Source organism: Pedobacter sp. B4-66, assembly GCF_018492665.1.
Classification (GTDB): domain Bacteria; phylum Bacteroidota; class Bacteroidia; order Sphingobacteriales; family Sphingobacteriaceae; genus Pedobacter.
On sequence record NZ_JAFVME010000001.1, the window covers coordinates 559,385 to 572,417 of the forward strand.

The window sequence follows — 13,033 nt, forward strand, 5'->3', positions numbered from 1 at the left end:
GTGTGGATTTTCGGCAAAGGTATTCAAACAATCATTGTAAAAAAGTAGCATTTTACTTTTTTACAATGATTTAACAGCCAAGCCTATAAAGCAGTTGCTTTAGCAATACTTTCCCTAAGCCTCAGCAAGTATTTGGTACGGTAATAAAGATCTTTTACCGCAATAAGAGTTTTATTTTGTTCTTCAGTGTCCTGAACTTCAAAAGAGGTCGTAAGAGTTACGATTTCGTCCGACAGACCTTTTTCTACACCATTAACATCTTCTTTCAACGCAGCCAGCTTTATGGGGTCAGGATCAAACTGTAGATCCATCAATGTCTCGTTAATATCCATCATATCCATTAAAAAGCTTTGAGGTAAAACATAGTTCTCCCCTTCTGTTAATAAGCCTTTCAATTCTAAAATATAATGTAACCTTTTCTGCGGATCACTTAGAACCTGATATGCTTTATTGTTTACTGTACTTAATTCCAATACTTCAGCCTGCTTCTCATCACTCTCATTGATATAAAAATCAGGATGATACTTCTTACTGAACTCATAAAACTTCTGTTTTACAAGAGCAGCATCAGGATTAAAGCTTAATGGTAAGCCATAAAATGAAAAATAATCAGTCATGAGAACCTAATGCATTATGGCCTTAAATATGTCGTTACCGAGCACAAAGACCATTAATGATAATAAAAGAACAAAACCAACCATTTGAGCCCGTTCCATAAATTTATCCCCAAGAGGTTTTCCTTTAATCATCTCTACAACCAGGAACACAACATGTCCACCATCCAAAGCAGGAATAGGCAACAAGTTCATAAATGCCAAAGCAATAGAAATAAAGCCTGTTGAAGCCCAGAATCTAGACCAAACCCACTCTCCGCCGTAAACTTTACGTGCGATCTCTACAGGGCCTGAGAATGCTTTGTTTGCCTGGATTTTACCAGTAAGCACTTTCCAAATTCCTTTACCATTATCGCTAAAAACTTTCCAAGCTTGATTCGCACCTATTGGAAGCGAAGCAAAAAGACCGTAATTTATGGTTTCTTCTTTTATCTGGCTTGTAGCAATAAACCCAATACCTACAGTACCGGAAGTATCTACCGGAACTTTAACAGAAAGCTTCTCTGTACCTCTATCAATACCTAGATCTACTGTTTTACCTTTATATTTTGGGACAATTGATCTGAAATCAACATCATACTTCATAGGTATACCATTTACAGAAGTAATTTTATCACCTTTCTTTAAGCCTGCTTTCTCTGCAGCCTTTCCCGACACTATACTATCTATTCTGGTACTTAAAAGAGGCATCCTGCTGATAAATGATTCAATTCCCATATCAGGCTCAGAAATTCTATTTAGGATATTTTCAGGCACTTTAATATCCAGAGTTCTCTCTCCACGGATAACAGTTAAGTTTGTGTTTCCAAGTAAAACTTTTGAACTGATCAATTCATCAAAACGAATCACTTTATTGCCATTAATGGCAATAACTTTATCTCCTTTTTGAAGTCCGATTTCTTTACCGATACTACCTGGATTAATACCATTCTGTACAGAACTGTTTGGAATAAATGTTTCACCATATTTAAAAGTTAGCATCCAGAAAATCAGAATACCAACTACTACGTTCACAATAACACCCCCCAGCATTACAATTAAACGCTGCCAAGCTGGTTTAGATCTGAATTCCCAAGGTTGAGCAGGTTGATTCATTTGCTCGGTATCCATAGATTCATCTATCATACCTGCAATTTTAACATAGCCACCTAAAGGCAACCAGCCAATACCATACTCACAATCCCCCTTTTTAAAACTAAATAATTTAACACCCCAGGCATCAAAAAACAGGTAAAACTTCTCTACCTTAATTCCAAAAGCACGTGCTGCAAGAAAATGTCCCAATTCGTGTAAAATAACTAATATCGATAATCCCAGAAGTAACTGGGCCGCCATAATCAATCCGCTCATATATGATTTTAAATGTTTCTAAATTTGACTGTAAAAAACTTATTTTGTTACTAGCTCACCCGCAAATATACGTGTAAGCTCGTCGGTTTCTAAATAATTGTTGAGTGTTGGCTTGGCTATAAAGCTGATATCAGACATACATTGTTCTATAATATCGCTCATTTCCAGGAAACCAATCTGATTTTGTAAAAAGGCATTTACCACCACTTCATTGGCAGCATTAATAATGCAAGGCATATTTCCGGCTCTGCGTAAAGCCTCAAATGCAAGATCAAGATTTCTAAAAGTACTTCTGTCAGCTTGTGAAAACGTTAGCTCAGGATAATCCATGAAATTGAAACGTTTAAAACTGCTACTTATTCTATCTGGATATGCAAAAGCGTAATGAATTGGCAATTTCATATCAGGCAAGCCCATCTGTGCTTTCATAGAGCCATCATTAAATTGCACCAACGAATGTACAATAGACTGCGGGTGTACAATTACATCTATCTGTTCAACATCCAGATCAAACAGCCACTTGGCTTCAATAACCTCCAGCCCTTTATTCATTAGAGATGCAGAATCAATAGTGATCTTTGCTCCCATTACCCAATTGGGATGTTTAAGCGCCTCAACTTTTGTAACATTGGCTAAAAAATCCCGCTCTTTACCTCTAAATGGCCCGCCCGAAGCAGTCAAATAAATCTTTTCAATGGTATTGAAGGCCTCGCCTACCAGGCATTGGAAAATTGCAGAATGCTCAGAGTCTACAGGAATAATTTTCACGCCATGCTCTTTAGCCAAGGCAGTTATCAAATCGCCTGCTACTACCAGTGTTTCTTTATTGGCTAACCCGATGTCCTTTTTAGCTTTTATAGCAGCAATAGTTGGCTTTAAACCAACAGAGCCCACTATCGCAGTAAGCACTAAATCTGTTTCTGCTAAACTCGCAGCTTCACACAACGCATCTTCACCAGCCAAAACTTTGATCCCTGTACTTGCCAAGGTTGCTTTTACCGACTGATATTTACTTTCATCGCCAATAACAACCATCAAAGGCTTAAACTGTAAAGCCTGAGCAATTAATAAATCGGCGTTTGATTGTGCTGTAAGCGCCGTAACCTTATACAATCCAGGATTTGCCTCAATAACTTCTAAGGCCTGTGTTCCTATTGAACCAGTTGCGCCTAAAATGGATATGTTCTTCAATTTATAAAACTACTTAAATTATCTGCAATCTTTCTGTCGTTCGATAATCTTGGAACTTTATTCTGTCCGCCAAGCTTACCCTGACTACGCATAAAGTTCACAAAAGCATCCTTCTGTAAGGAGCGAATGATCAGAGGTTGCAGTATTTTCCCATCAATGAGGTCAAAATAGTAAATATTCTTCTTTTGTAGTGCTTCGTCTACTTTTTTACTGAATGCATCAAGATCCTTTGGAGGATTAGAAAACTCTACAAACCACTCATGGTAAGGCAATTCACCCTGTGGAGTTTCTACCTGAGGCGCTACAGTAAATTCTGTGATACCAACACCTTCTTCGTTAGCTACAGTAAGTAAAGCATGTTCTACCTCTTCGCCAATTACATGTTCCCCAAAAGCGGAGATAAAATGTTTAATACGTCCGGTAACCAATATTTTATAAGGGTTCTTAGATACAAACTTAACTGTATCTCCAATGCTATAGCCCCACAAACCAGCGTTTGTATTGAGTATCAAAGCGTAATTCTTTTCAAGCTCAACATCCTCCAGACTAACCCTTAAAGGATTCTCATTATAATACTCATCTGCCGGAATAAACTCATAAAATATACCAGCATTTGCCAACAATAACAAGCTTTTATCCTGCTGACTGTCCTGATAAGCGATAAATCCCTCTGATGCCGGATAAGTTTCAATCGTATCGATCTTCCTGCCTATGCTTTCTTCTATTTTAGCACGATAAGGTTCATAATTAACTCCCCCATATACAAACAAGCTAAAATTCTTAAAGATGTCTTTAATCTTTTCACCACCCGATTTCTGCGTAAGCCTATCAAAATACATTTGTACCCATGGCGGTATCCCCGAAATCAGAGTCATATCTTCACTAAAGGTTTCTTCAACTATGGCATCAACCTTTTGCTCCCAATCTTCAATACAATTTGTAGCATAAGAAGGCAAACGGTTTTTCTGCAAATAACCTGGAACAAGGTGAGCTACAATACCAGATAGTCGACCCACATTAATACCATTCTTTTTACTCAATACCGGGCTTCCCTGTAAAAAGATCATCTTACCATTAATAAAACTGGTATTACCCGTTTCATAAATATAGGTAAGTAAAGCATTGCGGGCAGCCTTAACATGCTCGGGTACTGACTCTTTAGAAAGCGGGATATATTTAACACCGGAAGTAGTACCAGAGGTTTTTGCAAAGTAAAGGGGCTTACCCTTCCACATTACATCAGGCTCACCTGCAACTATTCTTTCAATATAAGGTCTTAGCTCTTCGTAGTCTCTAACAGGCACTGCCTTTTTAAAGTCATCGTAGGTTTTAACAGAAGCGAAACCATGATCTTTACCAAAGGCCGTATTTTTTGCAGAATCAATGAGTTGGCTCAAAGTTTCCTTCTGTGCTCCCACTGCATTTTTTTTCCATTTATTGATGCCTTTTACAATAAAGGCTGCAAACGGTTTACTTAATGCCGCTTTTAATCCCATAAGTTCTGATTAAACTATGTTGTGTATAATATCTGGTTCAGCATCTCCTTTGTATTCACTCATCATTTTGCGATAGGCAATAGTTAAGGCCACGCTTGATAGAGGTACAATAATAAAAGAGCTCAAAATATTTATAAAGAAAGATACTACCGGCCAGTGTATGTAACTAAAAAACAAGTAAAGCAGATGGAAGCTTAGTAGCACCAATAAAAGCAAAAAGATCTTTGTAAAGTTACCTTTTGTAGTAGCTAAGCTAAATTTGATGGATAGAAACGGAGGTAAATCTTTATCAATTATAAAAAACGGAAAGAAAGAAATGCGGATCCATGTAATGAATATTGCCACCACACCCACCGAAATAGCCACATTGGTTATAATATCCATCTTTATCCCAGTATATATAAAAGGGAATGCAATCAATACTACTATTGAATACACACCTACAATACAAAGCATAAAGTAAAGGGTAGCCACCAAAAATCTAATGATCTGTTTTCTTGTAGGAATAGTACTCACGATACTTACATCATGCTCTTCATCATCCAGTAAATGAAAAATGTACTTAAATAATGACAAATTGATGGTGAAATAGAACATCACAAAGATGAAAGCCATCAATATGCTCAATCCCTTACTCACATCCTTTAAAAAGAATGCCATCAAACCCGAAGCATTAGAAGTAATAAACATCAAAAAACACAGTGTCGCAATAGAAAAGTAATTCCTTTTGGTCACTGTCCAGGCCTTGCTAATCACCTCATTTACAGCAAATGTACTCTCCTTTAAAAATTCTATCATTGTTGTTTAAATACTACTCTTTTAATAAAATCCTGTATAAAACCCAGACCGTAGGCCGTTAGCTGAATGAATGCGGCAATAATGCTCAAAAATGCAACTTTTAATGACTTATTAACCTGCCACGAGTGAAAAAATATCAACATAAAGTATACCAGCATTACAAAGTTACAAATGAATGCTAAAGGCCAATAAAATATATTAATAAGCACAGTAAATATCACACCACAGGTAAATGCTGCCGGAAAGAAATGTACCAATTTCAATTCGGAAGGGAAATGTTTATAAATATTTATCCTGGCCCTGCCAAAAAAATGCAGTTGTTTATAAAACTGACCAAAACTTGTACGTCTTTTATGAAAAACTCGGGCTGCCGGAATCAAACCAATCTTAAAGCCATGTTCGTGAATACGGATACTATATTCAATATCCTCACCAAGCCTTGTTAAAATAAAACCGCCAACCTTTTCCCACACCTCTCTGGATACCCCCATATTAAAGCTACGAGGATGAAACTGTCCGATATGTTTTTTATTACCCCTTATTCCACCGGTTGTAAACGGCGAAGTCATAGCATAACTGATAGCTTTTTGTACCGGAGTAAAACTTTGATGGGCGGCATCCGGACCACCGTAGGCATCCAGTTTATGTTCGTAAAGATAGTCCTTAACTATTTCGAGATAATCTTCAGGAATCAGACAATCAGAATCAAAAACAACAAAGTAATCGCCTTTGGCTCTTTCAAATCCATAATTGCGCGAAAAACCCTGTCCCTCATTAGGCTTAAAAAAATACTTTACATCAAGGGTATTGGCATATTTATCGACAATAGCTTTAGCATCATTTACAGAACCATCCTCAATTACCAGTACTTCAAACTGGGTATAAGTTTGCTTGGTAAGTGTAGTTAGCAGTTCATCAATCTCCTGAGGGCGATTGTAAAGAGGGATTATAATCGAGAAAAACATTTATTATAAAATCTCCTTTTCTATTAAATAGTGATTACGCTCTGGTGCATTTCTAGTAACCAATTCTGCAACAAATCCTGTTAAAAACAACTGAGAACCAACTATTATAGCCACTAACGCAATATAAAACAAGGGCTGCTCAGTTATATCTCTTTTATATGGGATAGCCATCGAAATATGGTACAACTTAACACCTATAAGCCATAAAGCCATAAATGTTCCTAATACAAAACTTAAAACTCCTAATGAACCGAAAAAGTGCATTGGGCGTTTACCAAATTTACCGACAAAGAAGATAGACAACAGATCTAGAAAACCGTTAATAAAACGGCTCATTCCAAACTTAGTAACCCCATACTTACGGGCCCTATGTTCTACTACCTGTTCTCCAATATTCTTAAATCCTGCCCATTTTGCAATTACAGGTATATAACGGTGCATCTCTCCATAAACTTCAATGGTTTTCACCACATCGTTACGGTAAGCTTTTAAACCACAATTAAAATCATTCAATTGAATGCCTGACATCTTGCGAGTGGCCGCATTAAAGAGTTTAGTAGGTATGGTTTTAGTAATCGGGTCGTAGCGTTTCTTTTTCCAGCCGGATACGATATCAAACTTCTCCTCTTTTATTCTACGGAAAAGCTCCGGTATTTCATCTGGGCTATCCTGTAAATCGGCATCCATAGTAATCACAACGTCACCTTGGGCAGCCTCAAAAGCCACATTTAAAGCCGCTGACTTACCGTAGTTCCTCCTAAATTTAATTCCTTTTACTGAACTATATTCCTGCTTTAAATTCTCGATGATACTCCACGAAGCATCAGTACTTCCGTCGTCAACAAAAAGAACCTCATAACTAAAGTTATGCTCTTGCATTACTTTAGCAATCCATGAAGTTAACTCAGGTAACGATTCTTCTTCATTATATAGGGGGATTACAACAGAAATATCCATGTGTGATTACAACGCTTAAAACTGTGCAAACTTACTTAAAACTTAACAAATATGCATATATGCAAAATTGTTAAGTTTTACCACTACCTGAGCCTATTTCTATCTGTAACAATATTAGCCCTCACAAATAAAATACTTATAGAATTACTATGAATAATCCCATTTAATTATAAATTTGAATAGTTATAAATTAATTCACACAATGATAAACATGCGTAAATCAGTTATGCTTGCTACATTAATGATAGCAGGAATTAACATTGTTCAGGCACAAGATGCTAAGCCTGAAGACACTGAAGTATATACCCCGGTTCCTAAAGTGGTATCAGCGACGGAACTTACTATAGCAGCTCCTTCTGATGCTATTATACTTTTTGATGGTAAAAACCTTGATCAATGGGTTATGACTGAAGACAGATCTAAACCTGCTCAATGGACTGTTGCCAACAAAGTGTTTACTGTTAACAAAAAATCTGGGAACATAGAAACCAAACAATCATTTGGTAACTACCAGTTACACCTGGAATGGAAAGTACCTGCAAACATTACTGGAAAAGGTCAAGGTAGAGGCAATAGCGGACTTTTCCTTGCTTCTATTGGTAAAGGCGATGCTGGTTACGAATTACAAATTCTTGACTCTTATAAAAACGACACTTATACAAACGGACAAGCTGCAAGTATTTACAAACAAGCTGTACCTCTTGCTAACCCAACCCGCAAACCGGGCGAATGGAATACTTATGATGTAATCTGGACTGCCCCTACATTTAACGATGATAAAACTGTAAAAACTCCTGCAAGAGTTACCGTTCTATTTAACGGCGTATTGGTTCAGGATAACACTAGCTTATTAGGTCCGACACAATATATTGGAACTGCTTCATATAAAGAAGCTCATGGTCCTTCACCAATTAAGTTACAATCTCATGGAGATCCTAGTGAGCCATTGAGTTTCCGTAACATCTGGATCAGAAATCTGTAATTATGGATTTTTAGGCTAAGGGGCTGTTCGAAGAATGCAAAATTCTTCGAACAGCCCCTTACTATTTATTTATTAGAAAAATAAATCCAATCCAGATTAAACAAATCTTGCTTCTGATCTCCTGAGGCACTAAACACAAAATAAAGATCATGACTTCCTTTTGTGTCATTTACTACTGCAGTCAACTCTTTCCAATCTGTTTTACCATTAGCCACTGCAGGCACAATAAACTTACTTATTAACGGTCCATTCATACTATCTAACCTCAATTCAATATTTCCTCCAGCCCCAATGGCCTGTACATTATACTTAAGCTGTTTTATACCTGTCAGATCTATTTTGTTAAACTTGATATAACTCCGATCTGCGATTCCAGTTGCATAAGCCATAAAAGCAGTAGTAATGGTAGCTATACGAACATTTCCTTTATCAAAATCCTCTGCCTGAACATAAGGATTGTGCAAAGAAATATAAGCTCTGCCATCTAATGGCTCAATACCATTGGCTCCTTTATCTCTATAGGAAGCATTCAGCAGATAGCTTCCTTCCTTTCCATTTCCAAGATGGTCTTTTAAAGAGATACTATTTTTAAGAGGCAGTTTCCCCGACTTTTTAGAAAGCGAAAGGATATAATTAACCATTTCTGCTGCTGCATCCGGAGAGACTGCCGGATGTGCCGACATAGCCCGTTCTCCCCAGTTTCCACTACCACCTTCTATAACCTTTTTAACTAGCGTTTTTACTATATCTTTCTTGCCGGCATAACGCATCGATATCGACTTATAAGTAGGTCCAACTGAAGCCTTATCCATAGAATGACATGCCTTGCAATCCAAATTAGCCAACATCCCCGACCCTTTAAGGTAATTATAAGCTCCAGGATCTTGATTCCCGGCGAGGATAACCGCTACATCTTTTCCCTGAGGTAAATAACCGAAAGAGACCTTCACCTTATTCTGATCTATCACCTTATCCTCTACGTCCTTAACCACAACCTGATAATCTAATAGCTCACCATCCCAGTAAAAACTTCTATTTGAATTGCTTTTAATAGCTACTAACGGAGGTGTATTCCCTACATGTATTTTGGAAACTGCGGTTCCTATTGCGCCTTTATCATCCTTAACATTTAGTTCAACGCTATAAATACCCGGCTTCTTAAAGGTGTACTTCATTTCCGATCCATTGATTATTTTACCTGCTATCTTCCAGCTGAAATCAAGTTTATCTTCTTTATCAAAATCAACTGATTTATTACCTGACAGACTAATCGATAAAGGCGCTGCACCATACGGTTTATCTACTGCAATTTCCGCAATAGGTTTTCTATTTCCTTCCTGATATTCTATCCTTACAAGTTTTGCATCTGTATTTTTAGAAAACCAATTAGTGCCATATTCAAGCATATACACTGCACCATCCTTACTAAATTGCATATCTACGGGAGCAGAGAACTTAAAGTGTTTTAAAAATGGTTCCATCTGCTTATAGTTACCACTTTCATCAAAAGTAACCGCCATAATCCAGCCCCTAATCCAATCGTAAATAAATAACTTACCATTGTAATATTCCGAAAGCTTATAGGGAGCATTTGGGAATAGGTCGCTATAATAAACCGGACCAGCCGCTGCAGTAGCACCACCACTTCCTACCAGAGGGAAATGTTTAGAAGGCATTTTACCATACCAAATCATTGCTGCCTGAGCTGGAGGCAACTCCTTTTCACCGGTATTATTTGGTGAATTATTTAATGGCTTAGTATGATCCTTTTTTTCCCCCGGCCGTTTAGTTGCATAATTATACAACGGTAATGTCTGATTGTTGCCTAAAAAATATGGCCAACCAAAAAAACCGGGTTTCTTAGCCTGATTAATCTCATCAAAACTCATGTACTCCCCATCTTCACTTTCTACTTTTGTATCCGGACCAACATCCCCCCAATATACATAGCCATTTTTTTGATCGATGCTAAACCGATAAGGATTACGGGATCCCATTGTGTAAATTTCAGGTAAGCCTTTTGAACCATCTTTAGGAAAAAGATTCCCTTCAGGAATAGAATAACCACCACCCTCTTTAGGAATAATACGAAGTATCTTTCCTCTTAAATCATTAGTACTAGCAGAAGTTGCCTGATCATCCGCTAATCCTCTTCCCGGTCTTTCATCCACAGGAGTATATCCTTCTGTTTCCTCTGCATTAGTATTATCACCTGTAGATAGATATAATACCCCTTTCGAATCAAATGCAAGATAACCTGCAGAGTGGCAACAATATTTACGCTGAGTGGGGATTTCAAGCAATACCTGTTCAGACTTACTAATTAGCTTATCACCAACTAGCTGATACCGTGCTAATCTACTTTTTGATTCATCTCCTCCTACTGCAAAATAAAGGTACACCCAATGATTTTCGGCAAACTTAGGATCAAGGGCTAACCCCAGCAGTCCATCTTCTATACCGCTAAAAACATTAATATTTGCTATAATTTTAACTGCCTTTGTTTTACTATTATAAAGCTTTACAGCACCTTTACGTTCTACAAAAAGTACATTTAAGTTAGGGAGCACGGCCATTTCCATAGGTTCATCCAATCCTTCCGCTAATACAATACGCGTATACCTGCTACTATCAGGAACTTTTGTATCGATCTTACCTAATATTTGAAAAGGATGATTCGTGTATGTATTTTTCCCGATCCATGAGCTACACACAACAATAAAAAACGCTGCAGCTACTAATAAATAGTTTGATTTCATTTTAATAATTAAACATTAGCCAGTGAAACTGGTGAACCATTCTGTTTTCTGCTCAGATCTGCAGCCTTTATAAAAGAGAAAATTTCCATGGTTTCCTTTTCAGAAACAGGAGGTTTACCCGTTTCAAAAAAACCGATGATCTCAGCTATTAGTGGAGAATAAGAATTAAACGGTCCTAATGGACTTATTCCACTTTCTCCAAAAGCAGTACCTGCAATATTTGAGGCCCCATTTCGTATTCCACGTACACTTCCTACTCGCCCATCTTCCCATACACCTGTTACAAAATCAACACCATCGTTATATACCCTTGTTACTGTTTTACAACCTGGCCCCATGACTGTAAACAACATTTCTATTCCATGTATAGCATACCAGGCCATATCCATGTGATTCGATTCAATCTCCGCCGGAGTATAAACATCTGCTCCTAATACCTTTCCAATACTTCCAGAAACAACCTTTTGCACATTACCATCAAAACGCAATGCCGAAGAACTAAAAACTGGGGCGTCATATTTTTTAGAAGCCGCAAAAATTTTCTTTACATCTTCCAGTGAAGCTGCAATAGGTTTGTCGATAAACATCCTTTTTCCTGCCTGCATCACCGGTAAAGCTTGTTCAAAATGTGGTCTTCCGTCAATTGTTTCCAACAGGATAACATCAACCTTCCTAATCAATTCTTCAATTGAGTCTACTATTTCAACCCCACTCGCCTTAACAGCTTCAATGATACCTGGTTTCATTTTTAATGCAGCTGGAATATCTTTACTTCCATGCGGATAAGCTGCTATTACTTTATAGCCCTTCATTTCTGGACCACCTCCATTAATAGCTTTGGTAAAAACCTCGCTGTGCGAAGTATCTAATCCAATAATTCCAATACGTTTCCCTGTTTCCGTACCTAACGGCGCATTACCTAACGAAGGCAAAGAATGAAGCAAACCTGCACCTAAACCTGCAAGTGCAGTGTTTACGATGAAAGATCTGCGATTAAAAGATCTCATATATATTTGGTTTTGTGTGTTTCAAGCAAGAGACTATACAAACAATTCGTTCTTCACATCGATTGTATTCCACAGTATCCCGAAACAGAAAAGAAACCTTACTGATTTGAGAGCCCGACATAAGTCGAGATAATTGAGAGCTTTAATTATTATTGTCTTTCAGAAATAAAAAGTTCTTTTTTAACAGACAACAATCAACATAAGCAGCTGGAACACAGAAATTACGACCGCACTTTTTGAACAACCTCAAAACAATAATAAACAAAAAAAGACAATTATTAAATCCATTAATGGATTTAATAATTGTCTTTTTTAACAAGTCCTGTATTTTATATTGTTAAAATACTATTCTTCGTAAAGAGGTTGTTCTTTTTTAACAACAGCTGCACCAATTAAGCTAACAATCAGCCCATATATAGTGTAACTCACTGCTACTCCAAATCCAATAAAAAGAACCATATATGGCCTCATCATTTCTACACCTTTAATCTTGGCTTCATCATCACCGGCCTGAGCCACTGCTGCATCCATTATCTGATTAAAAGCATTTGTATCTACCACTTTATAGTAAAGAATAGTCAGTACTGCTATAAACAAACCAGCATAAGCAGCTACTTTAAAGCCTGCAGAAAAAGCCTTTCCAAAGGTTATGTAACCACCCAACTCCTTTTTATAAGTAGTCTGCACAAACACAACAGCCATTATAAATGGAATATAAGATGCAAGAGAGTAAATTATTTTCTCTGCAGTACTTGTATTCGGATTATTCTGATCTACCCCCATCCACTTCATCACAAACATTAATACAAAGAAGTAAACAGAATATGCCGCTGCGCTTTTAAACGCTAACATATTGGGATTCTTTTTGGGTTCAACTACTAATTCCTCCATTTGAAAGTTATAAATAAACGTTA

Annotated in this window: 11 protein-coding genes; 1 reads left to right on the forward strand and 10 read right to left on the reverse strand. The window is 37.3% G+C overall.

The genetic code is table 11. The features are described from left to right. Positions 1-83: 83 nt before the first annotated feature. The 7 genes from J1905_RS02250 to J1905_RS02280 are packed head-to-tail and all read right to left on the reverse strand — an operon-like array spanning position 84 to position 7,371. Positions 84-617 carry an iron-sulfur cluster co-chaperone HscB C-terminal domain-containing protein gene (locus J1905_RS02250; protein WP_214225544.1) on the reverse strand — a complete coding sequence of 178 codons (534 nt, stop codon included), beginning with the start codon at positions 615-617 and terminating at the stop codon, positions 84-86. Positions 618-623: 6 nt separating this feature from the next. Beyond that, entirely contained in the window at positions 624-1,964 is a 1,341-nt protein-coding gene (gene rseP / locus J1905_RS02255; RefSeq protein ID WP_214225545.1) for an RIP metalloprotease RseP, read from the reverse strand. 39 nt (positions 1,965-2,003) lie between these two features. After that, complete coding sequence (locus J1905_RS02260; RefSeq protein WP_214225546.1) at positions 2,004-3,155, reverse strand: 1-deoxy-D-xylulose-5-phosphate reductoisomerase; 1,152 nt, start codon at positions 3,153-3,155, stop codon at positions 2,004-2,006. After that, entirely contained in the window at positions 3,152-4,651 is a 1,500-nt protein-coding gene (locus J1905_RS02265; protein ID WP_214225547.1) for a GH3 auxin-responsive promoter family protein, read from the reverse strand. The genes J1905_RS02260 and J1905_RS02265 overlap by 4 nt, the downstream gene beginning before the upstream one ends. A gap of 9 nt (positions 4,652-4,660) precedes the next feature. Continuing rightward, complete coding sequence (locus tag J1905_RS02270) at positions 4,661-5,449, reverse strand: hypothetical protein (protein ID WP_214225548.1); 789 nt, start codon at positions 5,447-5,449, stop codon at positions 4,661-4,663. Continuing rightward, complete coding sequence (locus J1905_RS02275) at positions 5,446-6,414, reverse strand: glycosyltransferase family 2 protein (RefSeq protein WP_214225549.1); 969 nt, start codon at positions 6,412-6,414, stop codon at positions 5,446-5,448. Before J1905_RS02275 ends, J1905_RS02270 begins: the two co-directional genes overlap by 4 nt. A 3-nt stretch (positions 6,415-6,417) precedes the next feature. Continuing rightward, entirely contained in the window at positions 6,418-7,371 is a 954-nt protein-coding gene (locus J1905_RS02280; protein ID WP_214225550.1) for a glycosyltransferase family 2 protein, read from the reverse strand. 211 nt (positions 7,372-7,582) lie between these two features. Between J1905_RS02280 and J1905_RS02285 the strand changes: the two genes are divergently transcribed. After that, on the forward strand, positions 7,583-8,353 hold the full coding sequence (locus J1905_RS02285) for a 3-keto-disaccharide hydrolase (RefSeq protein ID WP_250317966.1): 771 nt from the start codon (positions 7,583-7,585) through the stop codon (positions 8,351-8,353). 65 nt (positions 8,354-8,418) lie between these two features. Here J1905_RS02285 and J1905_RS02290 read toward each other — a convergent pair whose 3' ends face one another. The 3 genes from J1905_RS02290 to J1905_RS02300 form a co-directional block, all read right to left on the reverse strand. After that, entirely contained in the window at positions 8,419-11,112 is a 2,694-nt protein-coding gene (locus J1905_RS02290) for a PQQ-dependent sugar dehydrogenase (RefSeq protein ID WP_214225551.1), read from the reverse strand. An 8-nt stretch (positions 11,113-11,120) separates the two neighbouring features. Then, the gene (locus J1905_RS02295; protein ID WP_214225552.1) at positions 11,121-12,119 is read right to left on the reverse strand and encodes a Gfo/Idh/MocA family protein; all 999 of its coding nucleotides are present in this window, start codon (positions 12,117-12,119) and stop codon (positions 11,121-11,123) included. A gap of 345 nt (positions 12,120-12,464) precedes the next feature. Beyond that, the gene (locus tag J1905_RS02300; protein WP_214225553.1) at positions 12,465-13,010 is read right to left on the reverse strand and encodes a DUF4199 domain-containing protein; all 546 of its coding nucleotides are present in this window, start codon (positions 13,008-13,010) and stop codon (positions 12,465-12,467) included. Positions 13,011-13,033 lie beyond the last annotated feature (23 nt).

Excerpts from the sequence above, each read along its gene's own strand:
- J1905_RS02250 (WP_214225544.1), bottom strand. The coding sequence starts at position 617 with ATGACTGATTATTTTTCATTTTATGGCTTACCATTAAGCTTTAATCCT.
- rseP (WP_214225545.1), bottom strand. The coding sequence starts at position 1,964 with ATGAGCGGATTGATTATGGCGGCCCAGTTACTTCTGGGATTATCGATA.
- J1905_RS02265 (WP_214225547.1), bottom strand. The coding sequence starts at position 4,651 with ATGGGATTAAAAGCGGCATTAAGTAAACCGTTTGCAGCCTTTATTGTA.
- J1905_RS02270 (WP_214225548.1), bottom strand. The coding sequence starts at position 5,449 with ATGATAGAATTTTTAAAGGAGAGTACATTTGCTGTAAATGAGGTGATT.
- J1905_RS02275 (WP_214225549.1), bottom strand. The coding sequence starts at position 6,414 with ATGTTTTTCTCGATTATAATCCCTCTTTACAATCGCCCTCAGGAGATT.
- J1905_RS02280 (WP_214225550.1), bottom strand. The coding sequence starts at position 7,371 with ATGGATATTTCTGTTGTAATCCCCCTATATAATGAAGAAGAATCGTTA.
- J1905_RS02285 (WP_250317966.1), top strand. The coding sequence starts at position 7,583 with ATGCGTAAATCAGTTATGCTTGCTACATTAATGATAGCAGGAATTAAC.
- J1905_RS02290 (WP_214225551.1), bottom strand. The coding sequence starts at position 11,112 with ATGAAATCAAACTATTTATTAGTAGCTGCAGCGTTTTTTATTGTTGTG.
- J1905_RS02295 (WP_214225552.1), bottom strand. The coding sequence starts at position 12,119 with ATGAGATCTTTTAATCGCAGATCTTTCATCGTAAACACTGCACTTGCA.
- J1905_RS02300 (WP_214225553.1), bottom strand. The coding sequence starts at position 13,010 with ATGGAGGAATTAGTAGTTGAACCCAAAAAGAATCCCAATATGTTAGCG.